At 62.6% G+C, this 19719-nt stretch carries 20 protein-coding genes; 10 read left to right on the forward strand and 10 right to left on the reverse strand.

From position 1 onward, the window contains the following. Window positions 1-63 precede the first annotated feature (63 nt). The 4 genes from AC07W0_RS16865 to AC07W0_RS16880 form a co-directional block, all read right to left on the reverse strand. The gene (locus tag AC07W0_RS16865) at window positions 64-414 is read right to left on the reverse strand and encodes a YgaP family membrane protein (protein WP_046490402.1); all 351 of its coding nucleotides are present in this window, start codon (window positions 412-414) and stop codon (window positions 64-66) included. Window positions 415-482: 68 nt separating this feature from the next. After that, the gene (locus tag AC07W0_RS16870) at window positions 483-950 is read right to left on the reverse strand and encodes an RNA methyltransferase (protein WP_102617697.1); all 468 of its coding nucleotides are present in this window, start codon (window positions 948-950) and stop codon (window positions 483-485) included. 199 nt (window positions 951-1149) lie between these two features. Beyond that, window positions 1150-1524, reverse strand: coding sequence for a YajD family HNH nuclease (locus tag AC07W0_RS16875; RefSeq protein ID WP_003210675.1), 375 nt, complete (start codon window positions 1522-1524; stop codon window positions 1150-1152). 60 nt (window positions 1525-1584) lie between these two features. After that, entirely contained in the window at window positions 1585-2271 is a 687-nt protein-coding gene (locus AC07W0_RS16880; RefSeq protein WP_017848751.1) for a spermidine synthase, read from the reverse strand. A 78-nt stretch (window positions 2272-2349) separates the two neighbouring features. Between AC07W0_RS16880 and AC07W0_RS16885 the strand changes: the two genes are divergently transcribed. After that, entirely contained in the window at window positions 2350-2628 is a 279-nt protein-coding gene (locus AC07W0_RS16885) for a hypothetical protein (RefSeq protein WP_017848752.1), read from the forward strand. A gap of 34 nt (window positions 2629-2662) precedes the next feature. Here AC07W0_RS16885 and AC07W0_RS16890 read toward each other — a convergent pair whose 3' ends face one another. Continuing rightward, on the reverse strand, window positions 2663-4717 hold the full coding sequence (locus tag AC07W0_RS16890) for a S9 family peptidase (protein WP_102617698.1): 2055 nt from the start codon (window positions 4715-4717) through the stop codon (window positions 2663-2665). Between the two features lie 21 nt (window positions 4718-4738). On the opposite strand from AC07W0_RS16890, the gene AC07W0_RS16895 reads away from it, so the two are divergent. The 4 genes from AC07W0_RS16895 to AC07W0_RS16910 all read left to right on the forward strand — a co-directional run bounded on the left by AC07W0_RS16895 (window position 4739) and on the right by AC07W0_RS16910 (window position 7591). Next, window positions 4739-5272 (forward strand): hypothetical protein, encoded by a 534-nt coding sequence (locus tag AC07W0_RS16895; protein WP_017848754.1) that lies wholly within the window; start codon window positions 4739-4741, stop codon window positions 5270-5272. 30 nt (window positions 5273-5302) lie between these two features. Next, window positions 5303-6079: a class II glutamine amidotransferase gene (locus tag AC07W0_RS16900; RefSeq protein ID WP_102617699.1), complete on the forward strand. Its 777-nt coding sequence runs from the start codon at window positions 5303-5305 to the stop codon at window positions 6077-6079. Between the two features lie 11 nt (window positions 6080-6090). Continuing rightward, window positions 6091-6633, forward strand: a complete 543-nt coding sequence (locus AC07W0_RS16905; protein WP_017848756.1) for a DUF2937 family protein — start codon at window positions 6091-6093, stop codon at window positions 6631-6633. 217 nt (window positions 6634-6850) lie between these two features. Continuing rightward, complete coding sequence (locus AC07W0_RS16910; protein ID WP_017848757.1) at window positions 6851-7591, forward strand: 5-oxoprolinase subunit PxpA; 741 nt, start codon at window positions 6851-6853, stop codon at window positions 7589-7591. Window positions 7592-7616: 25 nt separating this feature from the next. Here the strand turns inward: AC07W0_RS16910 and AC07W0_RS16915 are convergent, their stop codons facing one another. Next, window positions 7617-8795 carry a vWA domain-containing protein gene (locus AC07W0_RS16915; protein WP_046384330.1) on the reverse strand — a complete coding sequence of 393 codons (1179 nt, stop codon included), beginning with the start codon at window positions 8793-8795 and terminating at the stop codon, window positions 7617-7619. A gap of 11 nt (window positions 8796-8806) precedes the next feature. Next, complete coding sequence (locus AC07W0_RS16920) at window positions 8807-9652, reverse strand: AAA family ATPase (protein WP_017848759.1); 846 nt, start codon at window positions 9650-9652, stop codon at window positions 8807-8809. A 256-nt stretch (window positions 9653-9908) separates the two neighbouring features. Between AC07W0_RS16920 and cysK the strand changes: the two genes are divergently transcribed. Both cysK and AC07W0_RS16930 read left to right on the forward strand, forming a co-directional pair. Then, on the forward strand, window positions 9909-10883 hold the full coding sequence (gene cysK / locus AC07W0_RS16925) for a cysteine synthase A (RefSeq protein ID WP_017848760.1): 975 nt from the start codon (window positions 9909-9911) through the stop codon (window positions 10881-10883). A gap of 186 nt (window positions 10884-11069) precedes the next feature. After that, window positions 11070-12008: an aspartyl/asparaginyl beta-hydroxylase domain-containing protein gene (locus tag AC07W0_RS16930; protein WP_017848761.1), complete on the forward strand. Its 939-nt coding sequence runs from the start codon at window positions 11070-11072 to the stop codon at window positions 12006-12008. Between the two features lie 134 nt (window positions 12009-12142). Here AC07W0_RS16930 and acnA read toward each other — a convergent pair whose 3' ends face one another. Then, entirely contained in the window at window positions 12143-14884 is a 2742-nt protein-coding gene (acnA, locus tag AC07W0_RS16935; protein WP_017848762.1) for an aconitate hydratase AcnA, read from the reverse strand. Window positions 14885-15079: 195 nt separating this feature from the next. Between acnA and rlmM the strand changes: the two genes are divergently transcribed. Together rlmM and tusA are read left to right on the forward strand one after the other, a co-directional pair. Beyond that, window positions 15080-16156: a 23S rRNA (cytidine(2498)-2'-O)-methyltransferase RlmM gene (gene rlmM, locus AC07W0_RS16940; RefSeq protein WP_017848763.1), complete on the forward strand. Its 1077-nt coding sequence runs from the start codon at window positions 15080-15082 to the stop codon at window positions 16154-16156. Window positions 16157-16183: 27 nt separating this feature from the next. Then, window positions 16184-16435, forward strand: coding sequence for a sulfurtransferase TusA (gene tusA / locus AC07W0_RS16945; protein WP_017848764.1), 252 nt, complete (start codon window positions 16184-16186; stop codon window positions 16433-16435). Between the two features lie 115 nt (window positions 16436-16550). On the opposite strand, the gene AC07W0_RS16950 is transcribed toward tusA, so the two are convergent. Next, window positions 16551-17945, reverse strand: coding sequence for an MATE family efflux transporter (locus AC07W0_RS16950; protein ID WP_102617700.1), 1395 nt, complete (start codon window positions 17943-17945; stop codon window positions 16551-16553). A gap of 180 nt (window positions 17946-18125) precedes the next feature. On the opposite strand from AC07W0_RS16950, the gene pdxB reads away from it, so the two are divergent. Next, window positions 18126-19268: a 4-phosphoerythronate dehydrogenase PdxB gene (pdxB, locus tag AC07W0_RS16955; RefSeq protein ID WP_017848766.1), complete on the forward strand. Its 1143-nt coding sequence runs from the start codon at window positions 18126-18128 to the stop codon at window positions 19266-19268. 57 nt (window positions 19269-19325) lie between these two features. On the opposite strand, the gene AC07W0_RS16960 is transcribed toward pdxB, so the two are convergent. Further along, the gene (locus tag AC07W0_RS16960; protein WP_017848767.1) at window positions 19326-19499 is read right to left on the reverse strand and encodes a PA1571 family protein; all 174 of its coding nucleotides are present in this window, start codon (window positions 19497-19499) and stop codon (window positions 19326-19328) included. Between the last annotated feature and the right edge of the window lie 220 nt (window positions 19500-19719).

Raw genomic sequence — 19719 nt, forward strand, 5'->3', positions numbered from 1 at the left:
CAGAATAAAGGTGGGAGCAAGCCGCCTCCCACATCTGGATCAGCAACAGGCAGAAGACTTGGCTCAGCCGGTGGTTTTTGTGGCCTTTTCGGCCCCCGCTTGCGCCTTGGTCTTCAGGTTCTTCAACTCGTCACCGGCCCGCTCGATTTTCGTGCGCAGGCTGTTCATTTCCTGGCGACCTTGTTCCAGCTTGTCCTTGAGCGAACTGTGCCCGGTAAACCCACGCGTCAGCGCCACGCCGCCAATCGCCACCTGGAGCAGCCCGAAAATCCCGCCACGGCGCAGGCCTTTGCCGACCATGATCACGCCACCGGCCACCGAGCCGATGCGCTCCCAGCCGTGTACGTTCTGCGTGGGGCGGGCCTGGCGTGGGGTGGATTCAATGACAGGTCGCAGGGTTTTGCTGTCGCTCATGATCGGTCTCCAACAAGGGCTAGTGATACGCAACTGACTGTGTGCAGGCGCCGGATGTTCCCGGCAACTCAGTATTTGGGCCCCGAGCGGGTGTTATTGCCCTTGGCCAGGCGGTCGTAGAGCACCACGTTGACGGTGGCGGCGAGGTTCATGCAGCCGGTGGTCGGGATGTACACCACGTCTTCACACCAGTCGCGAATCTCTTTGTCGAGGGAGCCGTCCTCGGGGCCGAAGATGTACAGCGCGCGGTCGGGGTGGGTGTATTCGGGCAGCGGGCGGGCGCTGTCCACCAGTTCGACGGCGACCGGGATGCAGCCCAGCGGCAGGATTTTTCTCAGGTCATCGATGCCGATCAGCGGAATGTCGTGGTGGACCTTCTTGGTGTCGGTGATGAAATCCCGGGCGCGCTCGTAGCGTTTGCCGGTGTAGAACACCGAGGCCACGCCGTAGCAACCGGCGGCGCGCATCACCGAACCGACGTTTTCGGGGGATTTGGGGTTATACAGACCGATGCAGCTGTAGCGTTTATTGCCCACGGGGAAGGGTGCCTTGGAGAAAAGCGGCGATTATACGGGGATTGGTCGGGCTGTGGTCGCTATCGAGCGCTGCGCCGCTGGCACTGCTGCCTTCGCGAGTAAGCCCGCTCCCACATTGGTCCGTGTCCATGCTCTGGAATGCGGTCAAGGGTAGGAGCGGGCTTGCCCGCGAAGAGGGCGGGGCAGCCCGCGTGCAACTTCAGTCGTCTTTCTTCATCAACCCGGCCAACGCCGCGAACGGGTTGTGCGTGGCCTTGGCGATCGTCGGGCTGCTGGTGGAGCCTTCGCCGAAGTACTGCTGGTCGGTGTAGCGCGAGTGCTCGTTGTCGTGGCAGTACAGGCACAGCAACTCCCAGTTGGACCCATCCTGGGGATTGTCGTCATGGTTGTGGTTGCGGTGGTGTACGGTCAGTTCGCTCAGGCGCTTGCCGGCGAATTCACGGGCGCAGCGGCCGCACACGTGGGGGTACATTTTCAGGGCTTTGTCGCGGTAGCCCATTTCCCGGTCGCGCTGGGCATCGGCGAGGATGCGGTCGAGCTTGGCGGTGTGGGAGGGCGGGTTGGTCGAGCTCATCATGGCTCCTGTCTTCGGGTGGGTCACGGATAGGGTTGATTCTAGCCAATCGCGGCGCAATTAGCCCTTGAGCTTTTCCGCAATCCAGATGGTGTGCCGCGTGCCCTTGTTGCCATGGGCGAACACTTGCACTTCCTCGGCCTTGAAACCGGCCTTGCGCAGCTTGTCGCTGAACAGCTTGTCTGCGCTGGCCGACCACACCGCAAGTACGCCCTTGGGGCGCAGGGCCTTGGCGCAGGCGGCCAGGCCACCGGCGGAGTAGAGCCAACTGTTGGCTTTTTGCGTAAGGCCTTCGGGGCCGTTGTCCACGTCGAGCATGATCGCATCAAAGCCCTGGGGCTCGGCTTGCAGCACCTTGGCCACGTCTTCCATGCGGACCACGGTGCGCGGGTCAAGCAGCGGGCGCCCGGCCTTTTCGCCCAAAGGGCCACGGTTCCATTCCACGACACCGGGCACCAGTTCTGCCACCACCACTTCGGCGGTCTTGCCCAGGTGCTTGAGGGCCGACGCGAGGGTGAAACCCATGCCCAGCCCGCCGATTAATACCCGCGAACCGGGGCGGCCGGCGACTTTGCGACAAGGGATTTCTGCCAGCGCGTCTTCGGAGCCGTGCATGCGCGTGTTCATCAACTGGCCGCCGTCGCCGCCCTGGATCTTGATGACAAAGTCCTCGCCGTATTCGAACAGGCACAAGGCACCGCCGTTGTCGGGGATCGGGGTGGTGTCCAGCAGAACGAAACGTTTCATGGAGATCTCATTGGGAAGGGCATTCTTGCGCGGTTGGGAGTAGCCTTACGACATTCCGGTCAGGCCATGGAGCCATCGATGAAGTGCAGCATTCTAACGGTCATTGTGTTGGGCGCGCTCACATTGGGTGTGGCGCAGGCTCAGGAGTTGCAAACCGTACCGGTTGCGCCGGCGCCAACCCCAGGCGCGCCGGGCACCCCCACCCCGACGCTGTATCCGCAAGTCACCCCGCCGGCGGTGCCCAAAACGAACGGCTCGCCGCCGCTGGTGCCTATTGTGTTACCTGCGCCACCGAAGGACCAGACGGTCCCCGGCGTACCGCCGAACGACAGCAAGCCGAAGACGCCCGGCGGTTAACCGCGTCGAGCGCTCCAGCGTTCAGACAGGACCGCTAAACCAGCCCCAGCGCCTTGAACACAAATGCATATTCGAGCGCTACGTCACGTAATCCCTGGTAACGCCCGCTCATGCCGCCATGGCCGGCCCCCAGTTCGGTCTTGAGCAGCAGCAGGTTGTCGTCCGTCTTGGTGTCGCGCAGCTTGGCCACCCACTTGGCCGCTTCCCAGTACTGCACGCGGCTGTCGTTGTAGCCGGCGATCACCAGCAGGGCCGGGTAGGCTTGGGCGCGCACGTTCTCATACGGCGCATACGCCTTGATGCGCGCATAGACCTCGGGCTCCTGCGGGTTGCCCCACTCGTCGTACTCGGTGACGGTCAGCGGCAGGTCGGGGTCGAGCATGGTGTTGAGCACGTCGACGAACGGCACTTCGGCAATCGCCGCCTGGAACAGTTCCGGACGCTGGTTGAGCACCGCGCCGATCAATAGGCCACCGGCACTGCCGCCGCTGATCACCAGCTGTTTGGCGCAGGTCAAACCCTGTGCGATCAGGTGTTCGGCACAGGCGATAAAGTCGCTGAACGTGTTCTGCTTGTGTTCTTGTTTGCCATTGCGATACCAGGCTTCGCCCAGCTCGCCGCCGCCGCGCACATGCGCAATGGCAAACGCGACGCCACGGTCCAGCAGGCTCAGGCGCGCGTGGGAGAACCACGGATCGAGGCTCTGGCCGTAGGCGCCATAGCCGTAGAGGTACAGCGGCGTCGGCTTGCCGAGCTGGTCGCGCTTGACCACCAGGCTGATCGGCACCTGGGTGCCATCGGCGGAGGTTGCCCACAAACGCTGGCTGACGTAATCGTCGGCGTTGAAGACGCCGAGTACCGGCGTTTCCTTGAGCACCTGTTGCGCGCCGCTGGCCAGTTCCAGCTGGCGCACCTGGGCCGGACGGTTCAGGGCTTCGTAGCGCAGGCGGATCTTGTCGCTGGGGAATTCCAGGCTGTTTTGTACGTAGAGGCTGTAGGCAGCGTCAGGCAATTCCACACGATAGGTCGGTAGACCCTGGGGATGCACTTCGATGACCGGCAGGCCGCCGATGCGCAGGCTCAAGGTCATGGCGCTGGCATTCAGGCTCACGCCGTCGAGCATCACCTCATCACTGTGGGGGATCAGGTTTTTCCAGTCGGCCTGGGTCGGCACGCGGCCGGTGTCGGCGGCGACGAACAGGGCATAGTTGATGCCGTCGCGGTTGCTGCGGATGAACCAGGTCCACGCGCCGTCGAGCTGGCCGTGGTCGACGTCGTACTCGTGGTCTTCGACCCGTGGCGCCAGGCAGGTGAAGTCCAGGTGCGGCTGGTCGGCGTCCAGCGCCCAGATTTCACTGGTGGTCTTGCTGCCCAGGGCCACCAGCAACTGGCGCTCGGAGCTGGAGCGGTAGCAGTGCAGGAAGAAACGCCCGTCGGTCTCGTGGAACACTTCCTGCGCGGCGGTGCCGTCGAGGCGATAGCGGTAGAGTTTATGCGGACGATGGGTGTCGTCCAGTTCGCCGAAAAACAGGGTCAGGCTGTCATTGGCCCAAGTCATGCTGCCGTCGCAGTTATCGAACGCCAGTTCGCTGACTTTGTTGGTGGCCAATTCCTTCACGTACAGGGTGTAGATCTCTTCGCCATTGGTATCGAGGCTGTAGGCCAGGCGCTGATGGTCGGGGCTGATGCTGAATGCACCGAGGGAGAAAAAGCCGCCGTTGGCCAGCACGTTGGGGTCGAGCAACAGCTCCTCGCTGCTGTCATCCACCTGGTTGCTGTCGTCGGCCGGGCGCCGGCAGCGGTAGTGGCGGGCGTATTCGTCGCCGGCGGTGGTGCGCGTGTAATACAGGTACGGGCCCCAGGGGGAGGGCAGCGACAGGTCGGTTTCGAGGATACGGCCCTTGATCTCTTCGAACAGGGTTTCACGCAGCGCCTGTTGCCCGGCGAGTTGGGCTTCCTGCCAGGCGTTTTCGGCTTTCAGGTAATCCATCACTTCTGCGCTGTCACGCACTTGCAGCCAGGCGTAAGGGTCCTGGCCTGGGGCCTTGCGGGCAATCGGGGCGGCAGTGATGGGGGTCGATGGCGGCATGGAGCACTCTCTGTCTGGCGGATGGTGGCAGGCATTGCAGCCGCGACACGCAAAAGCCGTTATCATAGCGGCCTGTTTGCCTACCTTGCCATGGACACCATGACCGAGAACGATTATCTGACCGCTTGGGGCCTTTACGCCTTCGCCGCTTTGGGCTGCCTGTTGGTGTGGTGGCGCATGACCCGCTGGATCTGGCGCTGGTTGCGCGAGCCACTGCAATTGCTGATGGCCGTGCTGCTGTTGAGCCCGACCATCGTCGACCCGGTCAAGACCCAGTTCGCGCCGGCCGTGGCGATTACTGCGCTGGACCTGGTGCTCAAGGTCGGCAATAACGCCTGGCGGGCCGTCTCCGACTTGTTCATGTACACGATGATCGCCTTTGGTGTGTACCTCGTGTTTGTGTTGATCCGCTGGCCCATCGAGCGCGCCGCCAATGCCCGCCGTGAGCGCAAGGCCGCCGCTGATGCCGCCTTGGCCGCCGAGCCCGAAGACGATGACGAGCCGTTCCGTCGCCCGGCGCCTGTGGGCGGTATGCGGGTCGAACCGCGCCTTTAACGTTGTCTGCCCTGCAGCGAGAGCCCTGGCATGTGTGAATTATTGGGCATGAGTGCCAACGTCCCCACCGATATCGTGTTCAGCTTTACCGGGCTGATGCAGCGCGGTGGGCGTACCGGCCCCCACCGCGACGGTTGGGGCATCGCGTTCTATAAAGGCCGTGGCCTGCGCCTGTTCCAGGACCCGGCCGCGAGCAGCGAATCGGAAGTCGCGCGGCTGGTGCAGCGTTATCCCATCAAAAGTGAAGTGGTGATTGGCCATATCCGCCAGGCCAACGTGGGCAAGGTTTGCCTGTCCAATACCCACCCGTTCGTGCGCGAGCTGTGGGGGCGTAACTGGTGCTTTGCGCACAACGGCCAATTGGCCGACTTCACCCCGCGCGCCACGTTTTACCGGCCGGTGGGCGACACCGACAGCGAAGCGGCGTTCTGCGACCTGCTCAACCGCGTCCGCGAGGCGTTCCCGGAGCCGGTGGAGATCGAACAGATGCTGCCGGACCTGATCGCCGCCTGCACCGAATACCGCAGCAAAGGCGTGTTCAACTGCCTGCTCAGCGATGGCGATTGGTTGTTCTGCTACTGCACGACCAAATTGGCCCAGATCACCCGGCGCGCTCCGTTCGGCCCGGCACGCTTGAAAGATGTCGACGTGATCGTCGATTTCCAGGCCGAAACCACGCCCAACGATGTGGTAACGGTGATCGCCACCGAACCCCTGACCGACAACGAAAACTGGACCCGCTACGAACCGGGCCAGTGGAGCCTGTGGCGGCGCGGTGAATGCGTCAGCCAGGGCATTACCGAGTAAGGAAGTCGACTATGTTGCTCAGCTATCTGCGGTTGGTGTTGTTTGCCATTGGCTTGTTGGTCGGTGTGCAAGTGCCGGGGTTCATCAATGACTACGCCAAGCGCGTCGAAGCCCACCTGATCGAGGCCCAGACCGGCCTGCGCGGCTTTGAATCCACCGCGCAACAGTTCTTCAACGGAGACTTGCAGGCCCTGGTTGCCCACTACCGCGCCAGCGACGACCCGGTGTTTCGCAGCGATGCCAACAGCCTCGGCACGTTGTTGGATCGCCAGTTGGCGCTGGACAAGCAATTCCAGGCCATGCAAGGCCCCTGGTACATTCGCGCATTGCAGGTAGCGGTCGCGGCCGACCCGGCGATCCGCCTGGAAACCTGGAACGGCTACAGCTACCAGATCCTGCTGACCCCCGAAGCCATGGGCTGGGGCCTGGGCGGGGCGATGTTGTTGTCGTTCGGCCTGGAGTGCCTGTTCCGCTTGATCGACTGGGTGGTGCTGGGCGGCAAGCGCCTGCGCCAGAGCCGGCCGATCGAAGAGCGTGATTTGAAAGGGCTGTAGAAAGGCCTGTAATGGTGGGAGGGGGCTTGCTCCCACCGTTTTAATCGCGTTCCTTCAACTTCATGGGGTCGACCTTTATGGGGTGGACACCGTCCCGGACACACGCCAAAAATCGCGCCGTTTCACGATGAGTGTCGCTGGGACGGTGGGATAAGTTGCGAGTCTTGTGTAAAAGATCCCACACTACAAAAAAACAAAGCCTACAGGAGCACTCAGCGTGAGCCGTCTGCTATTGAATTGCGACATCGGCGAAAGCTATGGCAACTGGAACCTGGGTCTGGACGCTGAGGTCATGCCGTTCATTGATTGCGCCAACGTAGCCTGTGGCTTCCATGCCGGCGACCCGAGCATCATGCGCAAGACCGTCGGCCTGGCGCTCAAGCATGGCGTGCTGGTCGGGGCGCACCCGGCGTATCAGGACCTGCAGGGTTTCGGCCGCCGTTCCATGGCCTACACGCCCGAAGAAATCCAAGACCTGTTGCACTACCAGATCGGCGCGCTCGACGGCATTTGCCGCGCCCAGGGCGGACGGGTCAGCTACGTCAAACCCCATGGCGCGATGTACAACGACATGATGGCCAACCCCGCGCAGTTGCGTGCGGTGATCCAGGCCGTTGCCGCTTACGGCGAACTGCCGCTGATGCTGCTGGCCACCCGCGACAACCGCGCGGCCCAGGCGCTGGGCGACGAATACGGTGTGATCCTGTGGTTCGAGGCGTTCGCCGACCGTGCCTACGACAACAAGGGGCACCTGGTTTCCCGCCAATTGCCCGGCGCGGTACACCACGATACCGAAGCCATCATCCAGCAATCCCTGACCATTTCCCGTGGCGAACCCTTGACCGCCAGCGATGGCAGCCCCTTGGTCCTGCGGGCCAATACCTTGTGTGTGCATGGCGATAACGCCAGTTCGGTGGCCTCCGTGCAGCGCATTCGCGAGGCGTTGAAGTGCCAGTGACGCCACGCCTATGGGAGATATCGGGTTACTTGGAAAGGAACCGCATGCCTTCTTCGAGCCCGCGCAAGGTCAGCGGATACATCTGGTCTTCGACCAACTCCCGCACGATCCCGGTCGACGCCGTATAGCCCCAGGTGTCCTTCGGATACGGGTTTATCCAGATCAGCTTCTTGTACTTGGCCATGAAGCGCTGCATCCACACATACCCCGGCTCCTCGTTCCAATGCTCGACGCTGCCGCCGGCCTGGGTGATTTCATACGGCGCCATCGAGGCATCGCCGATAAAGATCACTTTGTAATCGGCGCCATATTTGTGCAGCAAGTCCTGGGTGGAGGTGCGCTCCGACGTGCGGCGCTGGTTGTTCTTCCACACCGACTCGTACACGAAGTTGTGGAAGTAGAAGTATTCCAGGTGCTTGAACTCGGTCTTGCACGCTGAGAACAGCTCTTCGCAGATCTTCACATGGGCGTCCATCGAGCCGCCGATGTCGAACAGCAACAGCAGCTTGATGGTGTTGCGCCGCTCCGGGCGCATCTGGATATTCAGCAAGCCGGCATCGCGGGCGGTGTGGTCGATGGTGCCGTCGATGTCCAGCTCTTCCGCCGCACCCTGGCGCGCGAACTTGCGCAGGCGGCGCAGGGCGATCTTGATGTTGCGCGTGCCCAGTTCCACCTGATCGTCGAGGTTCTTGTACTCGCGCTGGTCCCAGACTTTCACCGCCTTGCCCTGGCGCTTGCCCGCATCGCCGACGCGGATGCCTTCCGGGTTGTAGCCGCCGGAGCCGAACGGGCTGGTGCCGCCGGTGCCGATCCACTTGTTGCCGCCGGCGTGACGCTCTTTCTGTTCTTCCAGGCGTTTCTTGAACTCTTCGATCAACTTGTCCAGGCCGCCGAGGGACTGGATCTGCGCGCGTTCTTCGTCGCTCAGCGAGCGTTCGAACTCCTTGCGCAGCCAGTCTTCGGGGATCAGCGCCTGCAGGTGGTCGTCGAGCTTTTCCAGACCGTTGAAATAGGCGCTGAAGGCGCGGTCGAACTTGTCGAAATGGCGTTCGTCCTTGACCAGGATCGCCCGGGCCAAGTAGTAGAACTCGTCCATGTCGGCGAAGATCACCCGCTGTTTCAGGGCGTTGATCAGGTCGAGCAGCTCGCGCACCGACACCGGCACCTTGGCTGCACGCATTTCATTGAACAGGTTGAGCAACATGGCAGGCGCCCTTATCGGTTACCGCGACGGCTCATGAACGCCAGGCGTTCGAGCAATTGCACGTCCTGCTCGTTCTTCACCAGCGCACCGGCCAGGGGCGGGATGGCCTTGGTCGGGTCGCGTTCGCGCAGTACCGCTTCGCCGATATTGTCGGCCATCAGCAGCTTGAGCCAGTCGACCAGTTCGGAGGTGGAAGGCTTTTTCTTCAGGCCCGGCACTTTGCGCACGTCGAAGAACACGTCCAGCGCTTCGCTGACCAGGTCTTTCTTGATGTCGGGGTAATGCACGTCGACGATCTTTTGCAGGGTGGCGCGGTCGGGGAAGGCGATGTAATGGAAGAAGCAGCGGCGCAGGAACGCATCCGGCAGTTCTTTTTCATTGTTGGAGGTAATGATGATGATCGGGCGTTTCTTGGCCTTGATGGTCTCGTCGATTTCGTAGACGTAGAACTCCATCTTGTCGAGTTCTTGCAGCAGGTCGTTGGGGAACTCGATGTCGGCCTTGTCGATTTCGTCGATCAGCAGGATCACCCGTTCCTCGGCCTCGAAGGCTTCCCAGAGCTTGCCCTTCTTCAGGTAGTTGCGCACGTCATGCACCTTGTCCACGCCCAGCTGCGAGTCGCGCAGGCGGCTGACCGCATCGTACTCGTACAGGCCCTGGTGGGCCTTGGTGGTGGACTTGATGTGCCAGGTGATCAGCTTGGCGCCGAAGGATTCGGCCAACTGCTCGGCGAGCATGGTCTTGCCGGTGCCCGGCTCGCCCTTGACCAGCAGCGGCCGCTCCAGGGTGATGGCCGCGTTGACGGCCAGTTTCAGGTCATCGGTGGCAACGTAGGCCTGGGTGCCTTCGAACTTCATCGGTCATTCCTCGAATTCATCAATGCCCGACTATACCGTGCGGCCCCGGCGACTGTGAACGCAGACGGGTTATTCAGTCTCTGAATGACCAGTCACGCGTGCGCTCAGTCGATCGAAGGCGTGGTCGTTCCCGGGGCTGTTCTGCGGGCTTGTAGGAAATTGACTATTGCGATGTCTCCGACGTTCCGCTGACTGGACGCTTTGGAAGACGAGGCATACCCTTGGGGCTTTCTTCAAGCCGCCTCAAGGACCCGTCATGAGCCGCATTTTTGCAGACAACGCGCACTCCATCGGTAACACGCCTCTGGTTCAGATCAACCGCATCGCACCGCGTGGCGTGACCATCCTGGCCAAGATCGAAGGGCGTAACCCGGGTTATTCGGTGAAGTGTCGCATTGGCGCGAACATGATCTGGGACGCGGAAAGCACCGGCAAACTCAAGCCGGGCATGACCATTGTCGAACCGACCTCGGGCAACACCGGTATCGGCCTGGCGTTCGTCGCCGCGGCCCGTGGCTACAAACTGGTGCTGACCATGCCTGCGTCGATGAGCATCGAGCGCCGCAAAGTGCTCAAGGCCCTGGGCGCCGAGCTGGTGCTGACCGAACCGGCCAAGGGCATGAAGGGCGCAATCGACAAAGCCGCGGAAATCCTCGCCAGCGACCCGGCCACCTACTACATGCCGGCGCAGTTCGAAAACCCGGCCAACCCGGCGATCCACGAAAAAACCACCGGCCCGGAAATCTGGAACGACACCGACGGCGCCGTCGACGTGTTGGTGGCGGGCGTGGGCACCGGCGGCACCATTACCGGGGTGTCGCGCTATATCAAGAATACTGCGGGCAAGCCGATTCTGTCGGTGGCCGTCGAGCCGATCGTCTCGCCGGTGATCACCCAGGCGCTGGCCGGTGAAGAGATCAAGCCGAGCCCGCACAAGATCCAGGGCATCGGCGCCGGGTTCGTGCCGAAGAACCTCGACCTGTCGATGGTCGACCGCGTGGAACTGGTGAGCGACGACGAATCCAAGGCCATGGCCCTGCGCCTGATGCGGGAAGAGGGGATTCTGTGCGGGATCTCCTGCGGCGCGGCGATGGCGGTCGCCGTGCGCCTGGCCGAGAAGCCGGAGATGCAGGGCAAGACCATCGTGGTGATCCTGCCGGACTCCGGCGAGCGCTACCTGTCGAGCATGCTGTTCAGTGATTTGTTTACCGATCAAGAAAACCAGGCTTGATGCAAATCAGCGTGTGAGCGGGGGCCTTATGCATAATTGGCCTACCCTCGCGCCGTTTTAAACGCTGATTGTTGGACTGCGCGGGTTTTTCCCGAGGTCCGGAGTGTTTATCATGGCCGGCTGCTACGCCTGGTTTCCCCTCGACGGGAGGTTGTTGGCCAGGCGCTTATTTCCAGGAGTTGCTGCATGACCTTTTCTTTGGCCGCCAAACTGTCGGTGTTGCTGGTGTTTATCGGCAGCACGCTGTACGTACACCTGCGCGGCAAGGCCCGTTTGCCGATGTTGCGCCAGTTCGTCAACCACTCGGCGCTGTTTGCCCCGTATAACGCCTTGATGTACCTGTTCTCGGCCGTGCCGTCCAAGCCGTACCTGGACCGCAGCAAGTTCCCGGAACTGGACGTGCTCAAGGACAACTGGGAAGTGATCCGCGAAGAGGCCATGCACCTGTTCGACGAGGGTTACATCCGCGCCGCCGAAAAGAATAACGACGCCGGCTTCGGCTCGTTCTTCAAGAAGGGCTGGAAGCGTTTCTACCTCAAGTGGTACGACAAACCGCTGCCGTCGGCCGAGGCCCTGTGCCCGAAAACCGTGGCTCTGGTCAGCAGCATTCCCAACGTCAAGGGCGCGATGTTCGCGCTGTTGCCGGGCGGCAGTCACCTCAACCCGCACCGCGACCCGTTTGCCGGTTCCCTGCGTTATCACCTGGGCCTGTCCACGCCGAACTCTGACGACTGCCGCATTTTCGTCGACGGCCAGGAATACGCCTGGCGCGACGGTGAAGACGTGATGTTCGACGAGACCTACGTACACTGGGTGAAGAACGAGACGGAAAAGACCCGTGTGATCCTGTTCTGCGACATCGAGCGCCCGCTGAGCAATCCGCTGATGACCCGCATCAACCGCTGGGTCAGCGCGCAACTGGGCCGCGCCACCGCGCCGCAGAACCTGGACGACGAACGCGTCGGCGGCATCAACCAGGCTTATGCCTGGAGCAAGTCGTTCAGCGACAAGATCAGCAGCGTGGTCAAGCAGTGGAAGCGCAAGCATCCCAAGGCCTACCGCATTGCGCGGCCGGTGCTGGCGGTTGTCGTCTTGGTACTGCTGTGGAAGTGGCTCTTCGGCTGACTTGAAGTTTTAAATGCGGTCAAAACTGTGGGAGGGGGCTTGCCCCCGATAGCGGTGTGTCAGTCATCAGATGTATCGACTGATCCACCGCTATCGGGGGCAAGCCCCCTCCCACATTTGGCCTCCAGCGACCTTTAGCTGGCGATCAACTGGCGCAGCACATAGTGCAGGATGCCGCCCGCTTTGAAGTATTCCACTTCATTGAGGGTGTCGATCCGGCACAGCACGTCGATCTTCTCGCTGCTGCCATCCTCGCGGGTAATCACCAGGGTCAGGTTCATGCGCGGCACGAGCTGCGCGTCGCTGAGGCCCAGGATGTCGATCTTCTCCTTGCCGGTGAGTTTGAGCGCCTTGCGGTTCTGGTCCAGCTTGAACTGCAACGGCAGCACGCCCATGCCCACCAGGTTGGAACGGTGAATGCGCTCGAAGCTCTCGGCGATCACTGCCTTGACCCCTAGCAGATTAGTACCCTTGGCCGCCCAGTCGCGGCTCGAGCCGGTGCCGTATTCCTGGCCGGCGATCACCACCAGCGGTGTGCCGGCGGCCTGGTACTTCATGGCGGCGTCGTAGATCGGCATTTTCTCGCCGGTGGGCACATACAGCGTGTTGCCGCCTTCCTCGCCGCCGAGCATTTCATTGCGGATACGGATATTGGCGAAGGTGCCGCGCATCATCACTTCATGGTTGCCGCGGCGTGAGCCGTAGGAGTTGAAGTCGCGCGGTTCCACGCCTTGTTCGCGCAGGTAATGGCCGGCGGGGCTGTCGGCTTTGATGTTGCCGGCGGGGGAGATGTGGTCGGTGGTCACCGAATCGCCCAGCAGGGCCAGGACGTTGGCGCCGTGGATGTCCTTGATCACTGGCAGCGGCCCGGCGATGTCGTCGAAGAACGGCGGATGCTGGATGTAGGTGGAATCCTTCTGCCACACGTAGGTTGCGGCCTGCGGCACTTCGATGGCTTGCCACTGTGCGTCGCCGGCGAACACCTCGGCGTATTCCTTGTGGAACATACCGGTGCTGACCTGGGCGACCGCGTCGGCAATCTCCTGGCTGCTTGGCCAGATGTCCTTGAGGTAGACCGGATTGCCGTGTTGATCATTGCCCAACGGTTCGCGGCTGATATCGATGCGTACCGTACCGGCCAACGCATACGCCACCACCAGCGGCGGCGAGGCCAGCCAGTTGGTTTTCACCAGCGGGTGGACGCGGCCTTCGAAGTTGCGGTTGCCGGACAGCACCGACGCCACGGCCAGGTCGGCTTTCTGGATGGCTTTTTCAATCGGCTCGGGCAACGGGCCGGAGTTGCCGATGCAGGTGGTGCAGCCATAACCCACCAGGTCAAAACCGAGCTTGTCCAGGTATTGGGTGAGGCCGGCGGCCTTGTAGTAGTCGGTGACCACTTTGGAGCCGGGGGCCAGGGAGGTTTTTACCCAGGGTTTGCGGGTCAGGCCTTTTTCCACGGCCTTTTTCGCCACCAGCCCGGCGGCCATCATCACGCTGGGGTTGGAGGTGTTGGTGCAGGAGGTGATCGCGGCGATCACCACGGCGCCATTTTTCAGACGATAGGTCTGGCCGTCGTACTCGTAATCGGTTTCGCCCACCAGATCGGCATTGCCCACGGCCACACCGCCGCCGCCTTCGCTTTCCAGGCGGCCTTCTTCCTTGTTGGTCGGTTTGAATTGCAGGTCGAGGAAGTCACTGAACGCCTGGCCGACATTCGGCAGCGACACGCGGTCCTGCGGGCGTTTCGGCCCGGCGAGGCTGGCTTCGACGCTGCCCATGTCCAGGGCCAGGCTGTCGGTGAACACCGGCTCCTGGCCGGCGTTGCGCCACAGGCCTTGGGCCTTGGTGTAGGCCTCGACCAGTTTGACGGTCTGCGCCGGGCGACCGGACAGGCGCAGGTAGTCCAGGGTCACCTCATCCACCGGGAAAAAGCCGCAGGTGGCGCCGTATTCCGGGGCCATGTTGGCGATGGTGGCGCGGTCAGCCAGGGGCAGGTCGGCCAGGCCGTCGCCGTAGAACTCGACGAATTTACCGACCACGCCTTTCTTGCGCAGCATCTGGGTGACGGTCAGCACCAGGTCGGTGGCGGTGATGCCCTCTTTCAATTTGCCGGTGAGCTTGAAGCCGATCACTTCCGGAATCAGCATCGACACCGGCTGGCCGAGCATCGCCGCTTCCGCTTCGATCCCGCCCACGCCCCAGCCGAGCACGCCGAGGCCGTTGATCATGGTGGTGTGGGAATCGGTGCCGACCAGGGTGTCGGGGAACGCATAGGTGCGGCCGTCTTCGTCTTTGGTCCACACGGTGCGGCCGAGGTATTCGAGGTTGACCTGGTGACAGATGCCGGTGCCCGGCGGCACCACGCTGAAGTTGTCGAAGGCGCTCTGGCCCCAGCGCAGGAAGGCGTAGCGTTCGCCGTTGCGCTGCATTTCGATGTCGACGTTTTGCCCGAACGCGGCGGTGGTGCCGAACTTGTCGACCATCACCGAGTGGTCGATCACCAGGTCCACCGGCGACAGCGGGTTGATGCGCTGCGGGTCGCCACCGGCCTTGGCCACGGCGGCGCGCATGGCGGCCAGGTCGACCACGGCGGGCACCCCGGTAAAATCTTGCATCAGCACGCGGGCCGGGCGGTACTGGATCTCGCGGTCGGACTGGCGCTCTTTGAGCCAGGCGGCGATGGCCTTGAGGTCGGCGCCGGTGACAGTTTTGTTGTCTTCCCAGCGCAGCAGGTTTTCCAGCAGCACCTTGAGGGACATCGGCAGCTTATCCAGGTCGCCCAGGCGCTTGGCGGCTTCGGGCAAGCTGAAATAGTGATAAGTCTTGTCGTCGATTTGCAGGGTTTTAAGGGTTCTCAGGCTATCAAGGGATGACATTACATGACTCCTTATGGTCCGCACGGCTACGGACCTGACGGGACGAACAGAACTATCAAACTAGCCCTGTTTTCAGTAGCTGGCTAATTACTGGACTCTATGGACAGATCCAAGGTTCCGAAGTCAGTTATCATGCGCGCGTTTTCATGACAGACATTGCGATAGCGCAAGTCCGTTGGGTCGCCAGGAGAGTCGATGAACACCCTTTTTATGCACTGCCGCCCGGGTTTTGAAGGCGAGGTCTGTTCCGAGATCGCGGAACACGCCGCGCGCCTGAACGTTTCCGGCTACGCCAAGGCCAAGACCGGCAGCGCCTGCGCCGAATTTGTCTGCACCGAGGAAGACGGCGCCCGGCGCCTGATGCACGGCCAGCGTTTTGCCGAGCTGATCTTCCCGCGGCAGTGGGCGCGCGGGGTGTTCATCGACCTGCCGGAAACCGACCGCATCAGCGTGATCCTCGCGCACCTGCGCGAATTCCCGGTGTGCGGCAGCCTGTGGCTGGAGATGGTCGACACCAACGACGGCAAGGAGCTGTCGAACTTCTGCAAGAAATTCGAAGTCCACCTGCGCAAAGCCCTGCTGAACGCCGGCAAGCTGGTGGACGACCCGAGCAAGCCGCGCCTGCTGCTGACCTTCAAGAGCGGCCGCGAAGTGTTCATGGGGCTGGCCGAGTCGAATAACTCGGCGATGTGGCCGATGGGCATCCCGCGCCTGAAATTCCCCCGCGATGCGCCCAGCCGCTCGACCCTGAAGCTGGAAGAGGCCTGGCACCACTTCATCCCCCGCGACCAGTGGGACGAGCGCCTGCACGGCGACATGACCGGCGTCGACCTGGGCGCCGCTCCGGGCGGCTGGACCTGGCAACTGGTCAACCGGGGCATGCTGGTGACCGCCATCGACAACGGCCCCATGGCCGAAAGCCTGATGGACACCGGCCTGGTGCAACACTTGATGGCCGACGGCTTCACCTTCGTGCCCAAGCAGCCGGTGGACTGGATGGTGTGCGACATCGTCGAAAAACCGGCTCGCAACGCCGCCTTGCTGGAAACCTGGATCGGCGAAGGCTATTGCCGTGAAGCGGTGGTCAACCTGAAACTGCCGATGAAGCAGCGTTACGCCGAGGTCAAGCGTTTGCTCGAGCGCATCGAAGACGGCTTCAAGGCGCGCGGTATTCGTGTGGAAATCGGCTGTAAGCAGCTGTACCACGACCGTGAGGAAGTGACCTGCCACTTGCGTCGGCTGGTGGATGTGAAGAAAACCAAGGCCCGTTAAACTGAGCGCCTGCCGTAGGAGTAATCAATGAGCGATATGACCGACACTGCCGTCGACGGCACCCTCGACGCCACCGGGCTGAACTGCCCGGAGCCGGTGATGATGCTGCACCAGCACATCCGTGACCTGCCGCCTGGCGGCTTGCTCAAGGTGATCGCGACCGACCCGTCGACCCGCCGCGACATTCCCAAGTTCTGCGTGTTCCTTGACCACGAACTGGTGGCTCAGCAGGAACAGGCCGGTACGTACCTGTACTGGATCCGCAAGAAGCTCGACTAAGCCCCGATTCCTGTAGGAGCGAGCTTGCTCGCGAAGACCCCGAGAGCGCCACGTCAAACCAGGCAAGCTGCGTTATCGCTGGCGACCTTCGCGAGCAAGCGCGGGTGTGTGCTGCTTAACCCCGCGCCTTGTCCCGGCGAATGCGTCGGCGTGCGCTGCGCGCCAGGCGCACCAGCAACATCCCCGCCGCGCAGCTCAGGCCCACGATCAGCCCCTGCCACAAACCGCTGGGGCCGCTCGCCGCGCCCAGCCAGTCGGTCAGCCCCAGGGCGTAACCCACCGGCAACCCCACGTCCCAGTAGGCGAACAGGGTCAGCACCATGGTCACGCGGGTGTCCTGATAACCGCGCAAGGCACCGGCGGCGGTGACCTGGATCGAGTCGGAAAACTGGAACAGCGCGGAAAACACGATCAGCGTCGACGCCAGGTGGATCACCACCGGGTCCGGGGTGTAGATCGCCGCGATCTGCTCGCGGAACACCAGCATCAGGCTGCAGGACAGGCAGGCATACGCCAGCGCCGTGCCCATGCCGACCCCGGCAGCGAAGCGCGCTTCACGCGGCAGGCCACGGCCGAGGGCCTGGCCGACGCGCACGGTGACGGCCGTGCTCAGGGAGTAGGGGATCATGAACACCAGGGAACTGACGTTCAGGGCGATCTGATGGCCGGAGACCACCGTGGCGCCCAGGCTGCCGATCAGCAGGGCGATCACCGCGAAGATGCTCGATTCGGCAAAGATCGCGATGCCGATCGGCAGGCCGATGCCCAATACGCGCTTGATCACCGCCCATTGCGGCCAATCGAAACGCTTGAACAGTTCGCTGCTCTGGTACGCCGGCCCCCAGCGCGTCCAGCCCGCCAGGCCGAGCATCATCACCCACATCACAATGCCCGTGGCCCAGCCGCAGCCCACGCCGCCCATGGCCGGCACGCCGAAATGGCCATAGATGAAGATGTAGTTCAGCGGGATATTCAGCGCCAACCCGCACAGGCCCAGGACCATGCTCGGGCGTGTGCGGCCCAGGCCGTCGCTGAAACAACGCAACACGTAATACAGGGCAACGGCCGGCATGCCTGCGGCGATGCCGTGCAGGTAGCCCATGGACGGTTCGATCAGGTCGGGTTCAACCTTCATCGCGTGCAGGATCGGTTCGGCGCTGAGCAGCAGCAGTGACGCGGTGATGCCGACCACCACCGCCAGCCACAGGGATTGGCGCACCAGCGGCCCGATCTCGCTGTAGTGACCGGCGCCATAGCGCTGGGCGACTTTCGGCGTGGTGGCCAGCAAGGTGCCGGTCATCAGCAGGTACACCGGAATCCAGATCGAATTGCCCAGGCCCACCGCCGCCAGGTCCTGCGGGCTGACGCGCCCGGCCATCACCGCATCGACGAAGCTCATCGCGGTGGTTGCCAGTTGGCCGATCATGATCGGCACGGCGAGTGTCAGCAGGCCGCGCACTTCCCGGCTGATGCGGGCGGGACGGGTGAGGGTGGCGGTGGCGGTGTTCACGTGCAGATGTCCAAAGAAGAGCGCAGGACGGCGGATTCTACGCGTTGACGCAGCGGTCAGGAAAAAACCTGTGTTAGCTATTTGTAAGCGATCTTCCAGGCGCCGCAGCGTCCACCTTCGATCTGCGGTGGAACACCGATCGCATCCCTGTACACTGCTGTTCCGCCAAAGGAGCCTGCCATGCTGATTGTTGCCGACGAAAATATTCCGCTGCTCGATGCTTTCTTCCAAGGATTTGGCGAAATACGCCGGGTGCCCGGCCGTTCCATTGACCGCGCCACCGTCGAGCAGGCCGATGTGCTGCTGGTGCGCTCGGTGACCAACGTCAACCGGGCCTTGCTCGAAGGTTCCAAGGTGCGCTTTGTCGGCACCTGCACCATCGGCACCGATCATTTGGACCTCGACTATTTCCAGCGTGCCGGCATTCAATGGTCCAGCGCGCCCGGCTGCAATGCCCGTGGCGTGGTGGACTACGTGCTGGGCAGCTTGCAGACCCTGGCCGAGATCGAGGGCGCCGACCTCAACCAGCGGACTTACGGTGTCGTCGGCGCCGGTGAAGTGGGCGGGCGTTTGGTCAAGGTGCTCAAGGGCCTGGGCTGGAACGTGCTGGTCTGCGACCCGCCGCGGCAGATCGCCGAAGACGGTGACTACGTCAGCCTGGAGCAGATCATCGAGCAATGCGACGTGATCAGCCTGCACACGCCGTTGACCAAGTCCGGCAACGGCTCCACCTGGCACTTGTTCGACCGCGAGCGCCTCAACCGCCTCAAGCCCGGTGCCTGGCTGATCAACGCCAGCCGTGGCCCGGTGGTGGACAACGCCGCCCTGCGCGACGTGCTGCTTTCGCGTGAAGACCTGCAAGCGGTGCTGGATGTGTGGGAAGGCGAGCCCGAAGTGGATGTCGACCTGGCCGACCTCTGCGTGCTGGCCACCCCGCACATCGCCGGTTACAGCCTGGACGGCAAGCAGCGCGGCACGGCGCAGATCTACCAGGCGTTCTGCGCGCATCTGGGCCAGGCGCCGGCGATTGAACTGAGTGATTTGCTGCCGCCGCCGTGGCTGGCCGAGGTCCACTTGAATGCGTCTACCGACCCGGCCTGGGCGCTGGCGACGTTATGCCGCAGCGTGTACGACCCGCGTCGCGATGATGCGGATTTCCGTCGCAGCCTCGTGGGAACGGTGGACGAGCAACGCAAGGCGTTCGATCTGCTGCGCAAGCACTATCCGGAGCGCCGTGAGATCGATGGCTTGAAGGTGCGTATCCATGGGCAATCGGCGCTGTTGTCCGGCATCGTCGAGGCATTGGGCGCTGAGCTGCTGTAGGAACGAGGTCACAAAAAAACCGGCCATCAAGGCCGGTTCTGAAAGAGCGTGGGCGCTTCAGCCTTGCTGGGCAGGCTTGACCAGTCGCTGTTCCAGCTCGCGGCACGCTTGCTGGATCATGTCTTCGGTAATCTGCACTTCGCGGCCTTGGGCGTCGATGACGGAGCAAGGCAGGTATTGCGGTTGGCGGATTACTTCAATCTTGGCATCGCTGCTGTTTTGCAAGGTCATGGCCTGTCTCCTCATCAGGTTGTGTACCAACTTTAACCCCCCCGCGTGACCGAGCTGTTACAACTCCTTGCAAGATCATCGCTTCGAATACCCAGTCCACCAGAAATCGTTACAAATTTCCAGCCGGGTGTTAGACCGATAACCTCTAGGGGGCAGAGTGGGCGGGCATAATTAACCCGACTCATTGTTATTTACCCAAGTTCCCCCAATGTTGTCTGTA

This window comes from Pseudomonas sp. GW704-F2 (assembly GCF_059423025.1).